The organism is Streptomyces durmitorensis (genome assembly GCF_023498005.1).
GTDB lineage: Bacteria > Actinomycetota > Actinomycetes > Streptomycetales > Streptomycetaceae > Streptomyces > Streptomyces durmitorensis.
Window position 1 is genome coordinate 4,084,759 of record NZ_CP097289.1, and the last position, 15,764, is coordinate 4,100,522.

Here is a 15,764-nt window from a genome sequence, read left to right on the forward strand (position 1 = left end):
CGGATGTCACTTGGGGGTGACCACCTTGTAGTTCTTGGGGACCTGCGCGTCCGGGCGGCGCAGGTACAGCGGCCGCGGGGCCAGCAGCTCCTCACCGGCGGCGAGCTTCTCCGCGGCGAGCGAGGCGAGAGCGGCCGCCGAGACATGCTCGGGGGCGCGGGCGTCGGTGAAGGTCTCGGGGTAGAGCACGGCGCCCGCGCCGACGGCGGGCAGGCCAGCCACCGCGTCCGCGATGTCGGCGGGGCGGTCCACGGCGGCCTCGGTGAGGCGGGTGCGCGGGTCCGCGTACCGCGCCCAGTAGACCTCCTTGCGCCGCGCGTCCGTGGCGACGACGAAGGGGCCGCTCTCGATGCCGGACTCGTACGCGAGCCCGTCGAGCGTGCACACCCCGTGCACCGGCACGCCGAGCGCGAGGCCGAAGGTGTCGGCGGTCATCAGGCCGACACGCAGGCCGGTGTAGGGGCCGGGGCCCACGCCGACGACGATGCCGGTCACGGCGTCGAGTCTGAGCCCGGCGTCGGCGAGCACGCGGTCGACGGCGGGCAGCAGCAGCTCGCCGTGGCGGCGGGCGTCCACCTGGCTGGAGGCTGCGAGGACGGAGGCGCCGTCGTGCAGCGCGACGGTGACGGCGGGGGTGGCGGTATCCAGAGCGAGCAAGAGCACGCGAATAGCCTACGGCTCCGGCGCCCGGCGCACGGCCGACCGAGGATGCCGCACACCTGCTGCTAACGTCACCCCGTAGCCGTACGGAGTACGAAGAGGGTGGCGCAGGTGTCTAGGAGCAGCTCGGGATTCGTGGCCGGGCTCACCGCCGCTGCGCTCGCCGCGGTCGGCTTCCTCGCTTACCAGGCCTCGGCCAGCGCGCCGGACTCCCTGGGCAAGAAGCCCGACACGTCCCCCTCGGCCTCCGCGTCGCGCTCCCCCAAGGACAAGGCCAACCCGACGGCGCTTCCGGCGCAGTCCGGCAGCGGCGAGCGGGTCGTCTACTCGGTGGGCGAGGACCGCGTGTGGCTGGTCGGAGGCTCCGGCAAGGCGCAGCGCACGTTCAAGGTCACGCCGAGCACGGTGGACCCGGTCCCCGGCACGTACGCCGTCACCTCGCGCTCGGGCACCGTCACCGGAACGGACGGCGTGGCGATCGAGCACGTCGTGCGCTTCGCGAACGTGGACGGCATCGCGATCGGCTTCAGCGCGGCCGTCGACGGCTCGACGCCGAAGCCCGACCCGTCGAAGAAGACCGGCGGCATCCGCGAGTCGCGCAAGGACGGCAACGCGATGTGGGAGTTCGCGACGATCAGCAAGAAGGTCGTCGTCGTTCCCTAGGGACCTCGCCCGTGGGCGCAGGATCGCGCGGCGGTGTCGAGACCGCGGTGGCGGCCGCGCAGGACGCCAGCAGATCGCGCATGGAAATCCCCGATGGCCCCGACAGCCCTCGCGGCCGGGGCTGTACGTCACGTTCTGAAGCCGACATGGATGCCTCCTGGGCTCCGGGGGCAGACGTGGTTAGGTAGACCTAACCAGTACCGGTATCCATGTGACCACGCCCGGAGCACGCCGCGCAACATCTTCCCGACGCCTTGTCGGAATGTTCGGCGAAAAGGCAGCGGATCAGGGCGAGAAGACGCGGTTCAGGCCGAAAGCAGCGTGAGGTCGGCCTCGGCCCACCGCGTCCCGACCCCGGTCAGCGTCACTTCGCGCACCTCGTCCGTCGTGTCGCCGACGGCCCGGTCGATGACGACGCGCAGCCGATCGTCCGAGAGTTCCTCGACCTTGCCGTCGCCCCACTCCACGACGATCACCGATTCGGGCAGCGAGACGTCGAGGTCGAGGTCCTCCATCTCGTCGAGACCGCCGCCCAGGCGGTACGCGTCCACATGCACCAGGGGCGGTCCCTCGGACAGGGACGGATGGACGCGGGCGATGACGAAGGTCGGGGAGGTGACGGCGCCCCGGACGCCGAGGCCTTCGCCCAGGCCGCGGGTGAGCGTCGTCTTGCCGGCGCCGAGCTCGCCGGTGAGCATCACGAGGTCACCGGGGCGGAGCAGTTTGGCGAGGCGGCGACCCAGGTCCCCCATCTGCTCGGGGGAGGTGACGGTGATGCCGAGGGAGTTCACGGGGGCCGGGTTGTGCGGTGCTTCCATGCCCCCCAACGTTAGCCGCTGGACGTCCGTGCGTCGGCCGCCGCGGGGACGGCCCCCGCGCGGGCGAGGAGATCCGCGAGGCGGTCCGTGACCACCTCGGGGTGCTCCAGCATGACCAGGTGCCCGGCGTCCGGGACGAGGACGAGCTCGGCGTCCGGGAGCAGATCGGCGATGACCTCGCTGTGCTCGCTGGGCGTCACCAGGTCCTTGTCCCCGGCCAGGACGAGCACCGGGAGCTCGGAGAAGTGCTTCAGCGCCTGCGTCTTGTCGTGCTCGGCGAACGCCGGATAGAACTCCGCGACCACGTCGATGGGCGTCGACTCGATCATCCGCTCGGCGAACCGCGAGATCGCCGGGTCCACGTCCTTCGACGAGAACGAATAGCGCTTGATGATGCCGGCGAAGAGGTCCGCGGTGGCCCGCCGCCCCTTCTCCACGAGATCGGCCTGCGAGCCGAGCGCCTTCAGGACACCCGGGAGCACCCGTCGCACGGCATTCATCCCGGCGACCGGGAGACCGAAGTTGACGCTGCCGAGCCGCCCGGACGACGTACCGACGAGGGCGACACCGACGACGCGCTCGCGGATCAGCTCCGGGAAGTGGTCGGCGAGGGCCATCGTCGTCATGCCGCCCATGGAGTGCCCGACCAGGACCAGCGGTCCCTCGGGCGCCGCCGCGTCGATGACGGCCTTCAGGTCCCGCCCCAACTGGTCGATGGAGACCGGCGTCCCGTCCGCGAGCTGCGCGGCTCCCCGCCCCGAACGGCCGTGGCTGCGCTGGTCCCAGTACACACAGCGCACGACGCCGCGCAGGGCCGCCCGCTGGAAGTGCCAGGAGTCCTGGCTCAGGCAGTACCCATGGCTGAAGACGACGGTGACGGGAGCGGGGGCCTTGCGCCCGAAGAGCCTGCGGCGGCGCGGTGCCTGGGCGCTGTCCGCCTCGACCTCGTCGACCTCGTACGAGAGCTCGGTGCCGTCGTCCGCGTACGCCTGACCCGGCATGCCGCGCAGCGAGCCGTACGGCCCGGAGGCGTCGAGTGCGAGCCGCGCCTTCTTGCGCATGCCGCGTCCGACGGTCAGCCGCTCGATGGCGACACCGGCCGCGGCGCCCGCGGCGACGACGCCTATCGCCGCGCCGGCGAATCCGGCCCTGCGCCAGTTCCCGGCCGCCGCGGCGACTTCCGTCACCGCTTCCGCGGCCGCCCCCGTGCTGGTCTCGCTCACGTGCCGCTCCTACTCAGTCGTCGGGTCGCTCATTGGCATAGACGCGCGGGACACGCGATCCGATGCGGGTGACGATTTCGTACGCGATGGTGCCCGCCGCCTGCGCCCAGTTCTCGGCGGTCGGCTCGCCCCGGTCACCGGGACCGAACAGGACCGCTTCGGAGCCCACCTCCGGCTCGTCGCCGCCGAGGTCGACCACGAACTGGTCCATGGCGATGCGCCCCGCGACCGTGCGCCACTTGCCGCCGACGAGCACGGGGCCCGTGCCGGACGCGTGGCGCGGGATCCCGTCCCCGTACCCGACCGGGACGAGGCCCAGGGTCGTGTCGCCGGGTGTGACGTAGTGATGCCCGTAACTGACGCCGTGACCCCCCGGGACGTGCTTCACGAGGGCGAGCGAGGCGCTGAGCGTCATGACGGGCCGCAGGCCGAACTCCTCCGGGGTGCCGACCTCGGGGCTCGGCGAGATCCCGTACATCGCGATCCCCGGTCGTACGAGATCGAAGTGGGTCTCCGGAAGCGTGAGTGTGCCCGGCGAGTTGGCGATGTGCCGCACCTCGGGGCGGATCCCGCGCTCCTCGGCGGCCGCGATCATCTCGCGGAAGAGGGTGAGTTGAGCGGTGATGGACGGATGCCCCGGCTCGTCGGCGCACGCGAAGTGCGACCAGATCCCCGTGACGCGCACCAGGCCCTCGGCCTCGGCCTGGCGTGCCTGCGAGACGAGCTCGGGCCAGTCGGCGGGCATGCAGCCGGCCCGCCCGAGGCCGGTGTCGGCCTTCAGCTGGATACGCGCGGTGCGCCCCACGGCCCGCGCGGCGGCGGACACTTCGCGCAGCGCCCAGAGCCCGCTCACCGACATGTCGAGATCGGCCTCGACGCCCTCGCGCCAGGGCCCGCCCGGAGTCCACAGCCAGCACATGAGGTGCCCCTGGATCCCGGCGGCCCGCAGCGCGAGCGCCTCCTCGGGCGTCGCGGCGCCCACCCAGGTGGCGCCCGCCTCGACGGCGGCGCGGGCGCAGGGCACCATCCCATGGCCGTACGCGTCCGCCTTCACGACGGCCATGAAGGCGGCGCCTGGGGCGTGGGCGCGCAAAGTCCGCACGTTGGCCCGGAGGGCGGCCAGGTCGATCTCGGCGCGGGCACGCAAGGGTGCGGTCTCAGTCATAACGCCGACCAGTGTCTCAGAGCCCGCTGACACCCTGGCAGCCGCTGGCCTCAGGTCCCGGGTCTGCGTCCCCACGCGTAGACCCGGTCTCCCTTGTGCAGGGTCTTCCACAGGGCACGGGCGTCGTCGAGCCGCATGTTCACGCAGCCGCGTGAGCCAGGGGGGCTGTAGATGTTGCCGTAGATGGCGTGGAAGGCCTGGCCTCCGTTGAAGAACTGGCTGTAGGGCATGGGGGTCTCGTAGATCGACGACCAGTGGTTCTTGTGCTTCCAGTAGATCTTGTGCCACCCGACGCGGGTCGCGTACCCGGCCCGCCCGCTCCGGATCGGCACGGGCCCGAGCAGCACCTTCTTGCCCTTCTGCACCCACATCAGCTGCCGCCGCAGATCGACGCAGGCGAGGCGGTACGCGCGCGTAGGGCACTGTTTGGCTGCGTTCGGCTTCTTGCGGGCGGAGATGAGCCGCATCCGCGCCCAGGTGACGGGCCCCGCGAAGCCGATGGCGGGCCGGATCCCTTCCTTCCGCTGAAAGGCACGGATGGCCCGGCAGTCCTTGGCGGACTGCTTCCCGTCCACGTCAAGCCTCAGCCACCGCTCGACATCCCGCTGATGGGGCCCGGTACTCGCGCTGCACCGAGCGCCGACCGACTTCCTGACAACCTCACCCGGCGGCACGTACTCGATGAGCTGCTCGCCGACGGCGTCGTCCGGCTCGATGGCGTCCTCGGCGGCGCCGGGGGTGTAGACGTGCGGCGCCAGATCCTGGTCCGGGGTGTCCAGCTGCCACGGGTGCCGTGGCGGAAGCGGGATGCCGGGGACGAGGCGGGCGGCGGGGGACGCGGGGCTCGGCGGTGCGGGGTCGGCGAACGCGGGGCCTGCCGGCAGCGTGGCGGCCACCGCGAGCAGCACGGCCAGGCCGCGCTGAGCTGTCTTACTGATCATGCGATGAGCGAACCCTGCGGTGTGGCCTGTCGGCCTGTGCCGCGCGGTGGGGTCACCCCGCGCCTACGCCGGTTCCCCCGATTGCCTGCCCCACCCGATCACCCGGCAACGCCCGCCCCCCGAACGAGCCTTTCCCACCCACCCGCCCGTTTGCCCCGCATCCACCCCTGGACGAACAAGCTTTCCCTCCCACCCGCCCGTTTGCCCCGCAGCACGCGCCTGACCGAAGAGCGAGACCGGATGGGCCGCAGCCGGGAACGCACCCGAGGGGACGTGCCGGTATGTCCGCCCGGAGCACGGCTCCCCGCACTCCCCCGCCGAAGCAACCCCACGGCCACCGGACGATAGCGAGGACGGACATACCGGCACGGCCCCGCCCCACAGACAGACCCGCACCGCACCGCCAAGCCGGACGCTAGTCCCCCCGAACATCCCGCCAAGCCGCAGGAATCGCCTCCGCCACGTCCTGCGCACCCACCGGCGCCCCATCCGCCGCATGCCGCCCCGCGAGCCCATGCAGATACGCGCCCACCGCCCCCGCATCCCCCGCCCCGAGCCCCGCCGCGAGCAACGCCCCCGCCAGCCCCGACAGCACGTCCCCGCTGCCCGCGGTGGCCAGCCACGGCGTCCCCGTCGGGTTGACCCGCACCGCGCCGCCGTCCGGGCCCGCGACCAGCGTCGTCGACCCCTTCAACAGCACCGTCGCCCCGTACCGCCCCGCCAACTCCCGCACAGCGGCAAGACGCCCCCGCTCGACCTCCTCCCGCGCAACTCCCAGCAGCGCGGCAGCCTCCCCCGCGTGCGGCGTGAGCAAGGTAGGCGCGCCCCGCCCCCGCACCGCCGCCGCATCGGCGAGCCGCAGCCCGTCCGCGTCGATCAGCACGGGCACATCGGCACCCACCACATCCGCGAGCCCCTCGGCATCGTCCCCGAGCCCCGGACCGGCCACCCAGGCCTGCACCCGCCCCGCCTTGGACGGCGGCCCCGCCGAGACAAGGGCCTCCGGGAACCGGGCGATCACCGCATCCGCCGCGCGCCCCACGTACCGCACGGCCCCCGCGCCGCCCCGCAGCGCACCGCCGACAGCGAGCACAGCGGCCCCGGGATACCGGGCGGACCCCGCGACGATCCCCACGACACCCCGCCGGTACTTGTCGCTCTCCCCGGTCGGCAACGGCAGCAGCGAGGCCACATCGGCGTACTGAAAAGCCTCGACCTCAGCCTCCCCCACACCCGCACCCGCACCCCCACCCGCGCCCACACCCACACCCAGCTCAAGCCCAATGTCGACCAGCCGCACGACCCCCGCGTACTCCCGCCCCGGATCGATCAGCAACCCCGGCTTGTACACCCCGAACGTCACCGTCACATCGGCCCGCACCGCCTCGCCGACGACGACACCGCTGTCCGCATCGACACCACTCGGCAGATCCACGGCAACCACCGGCGCGCCCAACGCCCGTACAGAACTCACCAGTTGAGAAGCCGGGGCCCGCAGCCCGCCCTTCCCCCCGATACCCACGATCCCGTCCACGACAAGGTCGGCCCCCCGCAGAACACCCTCCGCACCCTCACCCGCGACAACCCGCCCCCCAGCCGCGCGGAAGGCCGCAAGCCCACCCGCATGCACCCGTTCGGGCGAAAGCAGCACCGCGGACACCCCGGCCCCACGCCGGGCAAGCCGCGCCCCGGCGAACAGCGCGTCACCCCCGTTGTCCCCGCTCCCCACGAGCAGCACGACCCGGGAGCCGTAGACCTTGCCGAGCACCTCGGCACAGACCACCGCGAGCCCCGCAGCGGCCCGCTGCATCAAGGCACCTTCCGGCACCCGAGCCATCAACTCCCGCTCAGCTGCCCTGACCGTCTCCACCGTGTACGCAGTACGCATACCCCGAGTGTCACCCAGCGCCGAGCACGACGCCCACCCCTCAGCAATCAGCCTTTCAGCGATCAGCCCTCGGCAATCACCACGGCCGAAGCCACCCCCGCGTCATGACTCAGCGAGACATGCCACGACCGCACCCCCAACTCGGCGGCCCGCGCGGCCACCGTCCCCTTCACCCGCAGCCGCGGCTGCCCGCTCCCCTCGACGAACACCTCCGCGTCCGTCCACCGCAGCCCCGCAGGCGCCCCCAGCGCCTTGGCCAGCGCCTCCTTGGCCGCGAACCGCGCCGCCAGCGAGGCGATCCCGCGCCGCTCCCCGCTCGGCAGCAGCAACTCCCGCTCCACGAACAGCCGCCCGGCCATCCCCGCCGTACGCTCAAGCGCCGCCTCGAACCGCTCGATCTCGGCCACGTCGATACCGACCCCAATAATCACGAGCAGCAGCCTACGAGCCCGCGCACCCCCCACCGCCCAAGCCCCGCAGGGTGCGCCGGCCCACAAAACCGCACACCCCGACCGCCCAGGCCCCGCAGGGTGACGCACCCCACCCCCCGCCCCGTTCAAACAGCCGTAACAATGGACTGTGATCTCATCGGTCTCCGTACCCCCGACGACCGCGCGGAGCGCCCACCGGCACAGGCCGGAGGCGACTCCCTACGTCGACCTCACCCGCACCGAGTGGAGCGCCCTGCGTGACAAGACGCCGCTTCCCCTCACCGCCGCCGAGCTGGAGGAGCTGCGCGGCCTGGGCGATGTCATCGACCTGGACGAGGTGCGGGACATCTATCTCCCGCTCTCCCGCCTCCTCAACCTCTACGTAGGCGCCACCGACGGCCTGCGCGGCGCGCTCAACACCTTCCTCGGCGAGAAGGGCTCCCAGTCGGGCACGCCCTTCGTCATAGGAGTCGCGGGCTCGGTGGCGGTCGGCAAGTCGACCGTCGCCCGTCTCCTCCAGGCACTCCTCTCCCGCTGGCCCGAGCACCCTCGCGTCGAGCGCGTGACGACGGACGGCTTCCTCCTGCCCACCAAGGAGCTTCAGGCCCGCGGCCTGATGTCCAGGAAGGGTTTCCCCGAGTCGTACGACAGAAGGGCCCTGACCCGCTTCGTGGCGGACATCAAGGCGGGCAAGGACGAGGTGACGGCGCCCGTCTACTCCCACCTGATCTACGACATCGTGCCGGACCAGCGCCTCACGGTCCGCCGCCCCGACATCCTCATCGTCGAGGGCATCAACGTCCTCCAGCCGGCCCTCCCCGGCAAGGACGGCCGCACCCGCGTGGGCCTCGCCGACTACTTCGACTTCAGCGTGTACGTGGACGCGCGCGCCGAGGACATCGAGCGCTGGTATCTGAACCGCTTCAAGAAGCTGCGCGCCACGGCCTTCCAGGACCCGTCCTCGTACTTCCGCAAGTACACCCAGGTCTCGGAGGAAGAGGCCCTGGACTACGCCCGTACGACCTGGCGCACCATCAACAAGCCCAACCTCCTTCAGAACGTGGCCCCGACGCGCGGCCGGGCGGCCCTGGTCATCCGCAAGGGCCCCGACCACAAGGTGCAGCGCCTGAGGCTGCGCAAGCTCTGACCCCACACGTCCCGGTACGGGCGGCTACCCTGCGCGCATGCTGCATCTACGCCTGATCACCCCGGCGGACAGAACCGATGACGTGGTGCGTCTGATCGAGGAGACGACCGGCACCACCCACCTCGCCGTGCTGCCGGGCGCGGCCCGCAACCCCTCGGGCGACGTCGTCATGTGCGACGTGGCCCGCGAGGCGGGCGACGAACTGATCGGCGGTCTGCGCGGGCTCGGCATCGACGAGTCGGGCTCGATCGCGGTCGAGAACATCGACCTGTCCCTGTCCCACCGCGCCGACAAGGCCGAGGAGGACGCCCCGGGCGAAGGCGCGGACGCGGTCCTGTGGGAGCAGCTCTCCGACGCGACCCACGAGGAGTCGACGCTCTCGATCACGTACGTCGCGTTCATCACGCTCGCCACGATGATCGCGGCCTGCGGCGTGGTCCTCGACAACGCGATCCTGATCGTCGGCGCGATGGCGGTGGGCCCCGAGTTCGGCCCCCTGGCGGGCTTCTGCACCGCCCTGGTCCAGCGCGCCCCGCGCCTGGCCCTGCGCTCGCTCATCGCGATACTGGTGGGCTTCGCGGTCGCGATGGTGGTGACCGTCGGCTTCAGCTACTTCATGGACGCGGTGAACCTGTTCAGCGACGACGCCCTGAAGTCGGAGCGCCCGAACACGAACTTCATCTACCGCCCCGACTGGTTCTCGTTCGTGGTGGCGGTCCTCGCGGGCGCGGCGGGCATGCTCTCCCTCACCTCGGCGAAGTCGGGCGCCCTGGTCGGCGTCGCGATCTCGGTGACGACGGTCCCCGCGGCGGCGAACGCGGCCGTGGCCTTCAGCTACGACGAGTACAAGCAGGCGTGGGGCTCCACCGAGCAGCTCCTGCTCAACCTGCTCGGCATCGTCCTCGCCGGTACGCTCACGCTCCTGGCCCAGAAGTTCTTCTGGGCCAAGCAACGCGAGCGCACCGCCACGTCACAACCGTCCTAGCCGGGCAGCGGTCCCGGCCGGGCAACTCAACTGCCCTAGCCCAGCGCGGACTTCACCACGTCGGCGAGCCGCTCGGCCACGGACTGGGCCTGGTCGATGTCGGCGGCCTCGACCATGACACGCACCAGCGGCTCCGTGCCGGACGACCGCAGCAGCACCCGTCCCGTGGCGCCCAGTTCACGCTCGGCCTCGGCGACGGCGGCCGTCAGCTCGGCGGAGGTGGTGACCCGGGACTTGTCGACGTCGGGCACATTGATCAGGACCTGCGGAAGCCGCTCCATGACCCCGGCGAGCTCGGCGAGGCTGCGCCCGGTCTCGGCGACGCGCGCCGCGAGCAGAAGACCCGTCAGCGTGCCGTCACCCGTGGTCGCGTGGTCCAGGATGATCACGTGCCCGGACTGCTCGCCGCCGAGTGCGAAGCCGTTCTGCTTCATCGACTCCAGCACATAGCGGTCGCCGACACCGGTCTGCACCAGGGAGAGACCCTCGCGCTCCATGGCGAGCTTGAAGCCCAGGTTCGACATGACCGTCGCGACGACCGTGTCCGAGCGCAGCGTGCCGTGCTCGCGCATGGCCAGCGCGAGGACGGCGAGGATCTGGTCGCCGTCGATCTCGGCACCCGTGTGGTCCACCGCGAGGCAGCGGTCCGCGTCGCCGTCGTGCGCGACACCGAAGTCGGCGCCGTGCTCGACGACGGCGGCCTTCAGGAGACCCAGGTGGGTGGAGCCGCAGCCGTCGTTGATGTTCAGGCCGTCGGGCTTGGCGCCGATCGTGATGATCTCGGCACCGGCGCGCGCGAACGCCTCGGGCGAGACACGGGCGGCGGCGCCGTGCGCCTCGTCGAGGACGATCTTCAGTCCGTCGAGGCGGTTGGGGAGCACACCGAGGAGATGCGCGACGTACTGGTCCAGGCCCTGGTCGTACGTCTGCACACGGCCGACGCCCGCGCCCGTGGGCCGCTGCCAGGGATCGCCGGTGCGGTGCTCCTCGTACACGGACTCGATGCGGTCCTCGAGCTCGTCGGGCAGCTTGTGACCGCCGCGCGCGAAGAACTTGATGCCGTTGTCCGGCATGGCGTTGTGGCTCGCGGAGAGCATCACGCCGAGGTCGGCGCCCAGCGCACCGGTGAGATGCGCCACCGCGGGGGTGGGCAGCACACCGACGAGCTGGACGTCCACGCCCGCGCTCGCGAGACCGGCTACCACCGCGGCCTCCAGGAACTCCCCTGACGCGCGGGGGTCTCGTCCGACCACCGCGACCGGCCGATGGCCCTCGAACGTGCCCGCTTCGCCGAGCACATGAGCCGCCGCCACGGAGAGCCCGAGCACGAGCTCGGCCGTCAGATCCGCGTTGGCGACACCGCGCACGCCGTCCGTGCCGAAGAGTCGTCCCACTGCTGTCCTCCTCCGGACTTCTACCCCGGGATCACCGGGGTCCCGACCCGGGATCACCGGGGTGATCACCAGGTTCCCGATAAACGAACGCCCCGGCAGCACACAACGTGCCGCCGGGGCGAACGAAAAGCACAAGCAGGCAGATTAGCGCTTGCTGTACTGCGGAGCCTTGCGGGCCTTCTTGAGACCGGCCTTCTTGCGCTCGACCGCACGGTCGTCACGCTTGAGGTAACCGGCCTTCTTGAGGGCGGCGCGGTTGTTGTCGACGTCGGCCTCGTTCAGCGCACGGGCGACACCGAGACGGAGCGCACCGGCCTGACCGGAGACGCCGCCGCCCGAGATGCGGGCGATGACGTCGTAGCGGTTGTCGAGCTCGAGCACCTTGAAGGGCTCGTTGACTTCCTGCTGGTGGACCTTGTTCGGGAAGTAGTCCTCGAGCGTGCGCCCGTTGACCTTCCACTTGCCGGTGCCCGGAACGATCCGGACACGGGCGATCGCGTTCTTGCGACGGCCCAGGCCGGCGGCCGGCTGCGGGTCGCCGAAGCGCGCGGCGTTCGACTCCGAGGTGTACTCGCCCTCGACGGGCGCCTCGGACTCGGTGGTGTACTGCTCGACGTCAACAACCTCGGTCTCTTCGACCGGCTGCTCAACGGTGGTCTCGGCCACGATTCTCCTCAGATCTTTCTTTACGTCTTAGGGGCTGTGGCCGGAACTACTGCGCGACCTGGGTGATCTCGAACGGCACCGGCTGCTGAGCAGCGTGGGGGTGCTGGTCGCCCGAGTAGATCTTCAGCTTCGAGAGCATCTGACGACCCAGGGTGTTCTTGGGGATCATGCCCTTGATGGCCTTCTCGACGGCCTTCTCGGGGTTCTTCGCAAGAAGCTCGTCGTAGCGGACGGAACGCAGACCACCCGGGTAGCCGGAGTGGCGGTACGCCATCTTCTGGGTCTTCTTGTTGCCGGACAGGTGAACCTTGTCGGCGTTGATGATGATGACGAAGTCGCCCATGTCCATGTGGGGGGCGTAGATCGCCTTGTGCTTGCCGCGCAGGAGGTTGGCGGCAGTGGTCGCCAGACGGCCCAGGACGATGTCCTGAGCGTCAATGACGTGCCACTGGCGGGTCACATCGCCGGGCTTGGGGCTGTACGTACGCACTTCGTAGCCTTCGCTTCTTCAGTGGATGGGGTCCAGACACACGGCACCCAGGAAGCGATCATGCAGCTGGGGCTCACAGTGCCGGGGACGCTGCCCGTATGCGAGCCACTGGTAACTGCTCCAGGGAACCTACGTATGGGCCCTTCGCGTGAGAACGACGACACCAATACGCATAACAATCTCCGAGAGTACCCGCGCCGCCCCGTACGGGTCAAAACGCGGCTCTGGAGACCGGCAACGGCGACTCCCCCACCACCGGCGGGTCTGTACTTTCCAGAGTAGCCCCGCCCTTCCGGACGCAGCTCCGGGCGACCGTGAGCGCCAGCACACAGAGCGTCACGCAGTCCCGGAAGGCCCGCCTGGTGCCCGGCTCCAGCCAGGGCCAGCTGAACCCCGGGACCTGCGGCACGAGCGCCACCCAGAACCACGGCCCCCGGGCCACCGCCCCCGGCACGAGCGCCCCCGCGAGCAGCAGCGGCACGACCACAAGGAGGTAGTGGTCGTACGAGGGCCTGGACACCAGGAAGGCCGCCAGCATCAGCATCACCGCCGTCTCGACCACCCGCAGCTCCCCCGGCCCCCCACCGCTCTTCCACCGCCGCCAGGCGCACCACACCCCCGCCCCTGCCGCCGCGAGGGCGAGCAGCGACGCCACCCCCTGCGGCACCCCGAGCCGCGGCAGGATCGCGGCGGGCGACGCCTCGTAGAGCCGTACGAAGCTGTCGTCGCCCCGCAGCAGGAACGGCAGCGTCCGCGTGAAGAACCCCGCCGGGTCCGGCATCGCGAGCGCGGCCCCCGCCGACACCACCGCCGGCACGAGCACCGCGCCCCCGAGCGCCCGCCACCGCCGCGCGAAGACGAAGAGCAGCACCACCGGCGCGAGCAGCGGCTTCACGGCGACGGCCGTCCCGATGACAAGACCCGCGGCCACCCACTTCCCCCGGCAGACGAGGAGCAGCGCGAGCGGCAGCGCCGCCGCCGACGCCACCGTCCAGTTCCCGAGGCCGATCAGATGCCCGAACGGCGCGAACCCCACGGCGAGCGCGAGGAGACCGAGCACCGCGAACCGGCTGCGCCACGCCACCCCGTGGATCCGCAGCGCGCACCCCCACCCGACGACGAGCGAGGCCGTGACCCCCGCCGGGACGAGGAACCGCACGACGGACTGCGGAAGCAGTGCCTGCGGCACCGCGGCGAGCACGGCACCCGGCAGATAGAGGAAGTGCCGGTCGGCGTAGGGCGAACGCCCCTCAAGCCAGGCCTCGGCCGCCCGCACCACGATGGCGTTGTCCATGCCGCCGTCCGGGCCCCGCAGCCCCACGCGCACGACCCCGGCGAGGAGCACGACCCCGAGGGCCGCCCAGCCGTGCCAGGTCACCGGCCGCAACAACCACCCGCTAACAGCTACTTTGCCCGTGTTCATACGGATCAGGCTAGGCCGGGCCCCTCCCCGGACCCCCGCTCAACATCCCCAACTCCCCGTCTAAGATGCGGCGCATGAGCTTTGGGCAAGGGGGACCTCAGTGGGGTCCAGGGGATTCACAGACCCCTGACTGGGCGGCGCTCGCCGAGGCGTCCGAATCGCGCACCCGGCGCCGCAAATGGCTGATGATCGGTGGCGGCGCGCTCGCCACCGTCGTGGTCGCGGCCGCGGTCGCCGTCGCGGTCGTCTCCGCGAACAGCGACAACTCCTCCGCCGCGAACAAACCGGCCAGCGAGCTGCCCTCGACCGCGGACATCCCCGGCGCGAGCGAGAACCCCGGCCCGTCCTTCGAGGAGACGACACCGCCGCCCCCGCCGGACCCCAAGGAGTTCATCTCCAGCGCCAAGAAGGACAAGGCGCCGCTCAGCGCCGACACGCTCTTCCCCGGCAAGTCGCTGACCTCGGGCGACCGTGTCTACAAGAAGGGCGACACGGACGGCACGAAGAAGTGCGCGAGCGTCACGCAGGCCAAACTGGCCGCGGTCCTCACCAAGAACGACTGCACGCAGCTCTTCCGCGCCAGCTACGTGAAGGACAACATCGCCGTCACGGTCGGCGTCGCCGTCTTCGACACGGCGGCCCAGGCCGCCAAGGCCAACGACCAGGCGAAGGAAGGCCTGGTCCTCTCCCTGTCCGGCAAGGGCATCCCCGCCTTCTGCCGTACGGCGGTCTGCCGCGGCACGTACAACGCCTACGGCCGCTACGCCTACTTCACGACCTCCGGCTTCACCAGCGACAAGGACGTCACGGAGAAGGAGCGCAAGGTCTACACCGTCGGCGACGACCTGGCCCGCTTCGCCTTCGGCCAGATCAACCGGCGGGGCGAGGCCCAGGCCTCCGCCGCGGCCAACGCCCCCGAGTAGTCCGGCAGTCGGGGCTCAGCAGCACCCGGCGCCGGGCAACGTCCGCTTGTTGCGCGCTTCCTTGGCGCGCACGGCGAGCAACTCGTCGGCGGGGTAACCGACTTCCTCAAGGGTCAGCCCGTGCGGCCGTACGACGTGCACGGCGGAGTCCCGCACCCCGGCGGCGAGCACCTGGGCGGGCCACTCCACGGGGCGATGCCCGTCCCCCACGAACAGCATGGCGCCGACCAGCGACCGCACCATGTTGTGGCAGAAGGCATCGGCCCGCACGGTGGCTTCGAGAATCCCGTCGTCCCGACGCTCCCACCGCAGCTCCTGCAGCGTACGAATGGTGGTCGCGCCCTCGCGCCGCTTGCAGTAGGCGGCGAAGTCATGCTCACCGACGAGCTTCTCGGCGGCGGCGTTCATGGCGTCGAGGTCCAACTCCCAGTCGTGCCACAGCACATGACTGCGCAACAGCGGATCGACGCCGCCCGGGTTGTCGGTCACGCGATAGGCGTAACGCCGCCACACGGCCGCGAAGCGCGCGTTGAATCCGGCAGGGGCCTCGGCCACCTTCCAGACCCGCACGTCGTGCGGCAGCCGCCCGGCGAGCCGCCGCAGCAGCTTGTCGCTGTGCTCGGCCCACACGTCCTCGGGCAGATCGACATGAGCGACCTGCCCCCGCGCGTGCACCCCGCTGTCGGTCCGCCCGGCGACGGTCAGCTCGAACGTCTCCTGCGAGCGCGTCACGGTCCGCAGCGCGTCCTCGATCTCGCCCTGGACGGTCCGCTGCCCCTGCCGCTGCTTGGCCCAGCCGGAGAAATCCTTGCCGTCGTACGAAAGGTCGAGACGCACCCGCACGAACCCGGGCTCTACTTCATCACTCACAGAACAGATCCTCTCAGGAAGCCGACCACGCGAAAGCGGGCCCGCCCCGAAGGGCGGACCCGCTCACAGCAAGGCAG

The 15,764-nt window shown here is 71.3% G+C and carries 15 protein-coding genes and 1 pseudogene; 4 read left to right on the forward strand and 12 right to left on the reverse strand.

The annotated features are described in order from the left end of the window. Window positions 1-6 precede the first annotated feature (6 nt). Window positions 7-663, reverse strand: coding sequence for a tRNA (adenosine(37)-N6)-threonylcarbamoyltransferase complex dimerization subunit type 1 TsaB (gene tsaB / locus M4V62_RS18125; protein ID WP_249588310.1), 657 nt, complete (start codon window positions 661-663; stop codon window positions 7-9). A gap of 108 nt (window positions 664-771) precedes the next feature. Here tsaB and M4V62_RS18130 point away from each other — a divergent pair, with 108 nt between their 5' ends. Further along, complete coding sequence (locus M4V62_RS18130) at window positions 772-1,323, forward strand: hypothetical protein (protein ID WP_249588311.1); 552 nt, start codon at window positions 772-774, stop codon at window positions 1,321-1,323. Between the two features lie 305 nt (window positions 1,324-1,628). On the opposite strand, the gene tsaE is transcribed toward M4V62_RS18130, so the two are convergent. The 6 genes and pseudogenes from tsaE to M4V62_RS18160 form a co-directional block, all read right to left on the reverse strand. Next, on the reverse strand, window positions 1,629-2,141 hold the full coding sequence (gene tsaE / locus M4V62_RS18135) for a tRNA (adenosine(37)-N6)-threonylcarbamoyltransferase complex ATPase subunit type 1 TsaE (RefSeq protein ID WP_249588312.1): 513 nt from the start codon (window positions 2,139-2,141) through the stop codon (window positions 1,629-1,631). Continuing rightward, a pseudogene (locus tag M4V62_RS18140) lies at window positions 2,119-3,364 on the reverse strand (alpha/beta fold hydrolase); the annotation flags it as partial. The pseudogene M4V62_RS18140 and the gene tsaE, both read right to left, overlap by 23 nt. A gap of 13 nt (window positions 3,365-3,377) precedes the next feature. Continuing rightward, the gene (gene alr / locus M4V62_RS18145; protein WP_249588314.1) at window positions 3,378-4,529 is read right to left on the reverse strand and encodes an alanine racemase; all 1,152 of its coding nucleotides are present in this window, start codon (window positions 4,527-4,529) and stop codon (window positions 3,378-3,380) included. Window positions 4,530-4,579: 50 nt separating this feature from the next. Continuing rightward, entirely contained in the window at window positions 4,580-5,470 is an 891-nt protein-coding gene (locus M4V62_RS18150; protein WP_249588315.1) for a L,D-transpeptidase family protein, read from the reverse strand. 415 nt (window positions 5,471-5,885) lie between these two features. After that, entirely contained in the window at window positions 5,886-7,358 is a 1,473-nt protein-coding gene (locus M4V62_RS18155; protein ID WP_249588316.1) for an NAD(P)H-hydrate dehydratase, read from the reverse strand. A gap of 62 nt (window positions 7,359-7,420) precedes the next feature. Next, on the reverse strand, window positions 7,421-7,789 hold the full coding sequence (locus M4V62_RS18160; protein WP_249588317.1) for a holo-ACP synthase: 369 nt from the start codon (window positions 7,787-7,789) through the stop codon (window positions 7,421-7,423). A 148-nt stretch (window positions 7,790-7,937) separates the two neighbouring features. Between M4V62_RS18160 and coaA the strand changes: the two genes are divergently transcribed. Both coaA and M4V62_RS18170 read left to right on the forward strand, forming a co-directional pair. Then, window positions 7,938-8,936 carry a type I pantothenate kinase gene (gene coaA, locus M4V62_RS18165; RefSeq protein ID WP_249588318.1) on the forward strand — a complete coding sequence of 333 codons (999 nt, stop codon included), beginning with the start codon at window positions 7,938-7,940 and terminating at the stop codon, window positions 8,934-8,936. A gap of 37 nt (window positions 8,937-8,973) precedes the next feature. Continuing rightward, window positions 8,974-9,921: a DUF389 domain-containing protein gene (locus M4V62_RS18170; RefSeq protein WP_249588319.1), complete on the forward strand. Its 948-nt coding sequence runs from the start codon at window positions 8,974-8,976 to the stop codon at window positions 9,919-9,921. Window positions 9,922-9,956: 35 nt separating this feature from the next. On the opposite strand, the gene glmM is transcribed toward M4V62_RS18170, so the two are convergent. The 4 genes from glmM to M4V62_RS18190 form a co-directional block, all read right to left on the reverse strand. Further along, entirely contained in the window at window positions 9,957-11,315 is a 1,359-nt protein-coding gene (gene glmM / locus M4V62_RS18175) for a phosphoglucosamine mutase (RefSeq protein WP_249588320.1), read from the reverse strand. A gap of 144 nt (window positions 11,316-11,459) precedes the next feature. Further along, a complete protein-coding gene (gene rpsI, locus M4V62_RS18180) occupies window positions 11,460-11,981 on the reverse strand; it encodes a 30S ribosomal protein S9 (RefSeq protein ID WP_249588321.1) in 522 nt (173 codons plus the stop codon). 46 nt (window positions 11,982-12,027) lie between these two features. After that, entirely contained in the window at window positions 12,028-12,471 is a 444-nt protein-coding gene (rplM, locus tag M4V62_RS18185; RefSeq protein WP_249588322.1) for a 50S ribosomal protein L13, read from the reverse strand. Between the two features lie 211 nt (window positions 12,472-12,682). Continuing rightward, window positions 12,683-13,894: a glycosyltransferase family 87 protein gene (locus M4V62_RS18190; protein WP_249588323.1), complete on the reverse strand. Its 1,212-nt coding sequence runs from the start codon at window positions 13,892-13,894 to the stop codon at window positions 12,683-12,685. Window positions 13,895-13,968: 74 nt separating this feature from the next. Here M4V62_RS18190 and M4V62_RS18195 point away from each other — a divergent pair, with 74 nt between their 5' ends. Next, entirely contained in the window at window positions 13,969-14,817 is an 849-nt protein-coding gene (locus tag M4V62_RS18195) for a hypothetical protein (RefSeq protein ID WP_249588324.1), read from the forward strand. 15 nt (window positions 14,818-14,832) lie between these two features. Here the strand turns inward: M4V62_RS18195 and truA are convergent, their stop codons facing one another. Next, a complete protein-coding gene (truA, locus tag M4V62_RS18200; protein ID WP_249588325.1) occupies window positions 14,833-15,687 on the reverse strand; it encodes a tRNA pseudouridine(38-40) synthase TruA in 855 nt (284 codons plus the stop codon). Window positions 15,688-15,764 lie beyond the last annotated feature (77 nt).

Coding starts and splice junctions, on each gene's coding strand:
- tsaE (WP_249588312.1), bottom strand. CDS start 2,141: ATGGAAGCACCGCACAACCCGGCCCCCGTGAACTCCCTCGGCATCACC.
- alr (WP_249588314.1), bottom strand. CDS start 4,529: ATGACTGAGACCGCACCCTTGCGTGCCCGCGCCGAGATCGACCTGGCC.
- M4V62_RS18150 (WP_249588315.1), bottom strand. CDS start 5,470: ATGATCAGTAAGACAGCTCAGCGCGGCCTGGCCGTGCTGCTCGCGGTG.
- M4V62_RS18155 (WP_249588316.1), bottom strand. CDS start 7,358: ATGCGTACTGCGTACACGGTGGAGACGGTCAGGGCAGCTGAGCGGGAG.
- M4V62_RS18170 (WP_249588319.1), top strand. CDS start 8,974: ATGCTGCATCTACGCCTGATCACCCCGGCGGACAGAACCGATGACGTG.
- M4V62_RS18190 (WP_249588323.1), bottom strand. CDS start 13,894: ATGAACACGGGCAAAGTAGCTGTTAGCGGGTGGTTGTTGCGGCCGGTG.
- M4V62_RS18195 (WP_249588324.1), top strand. CDS start 13,969: ATGAGCTTTGGGCAAGGGGGACCTCAGTGGGGTCCAGGGGATTCACAG.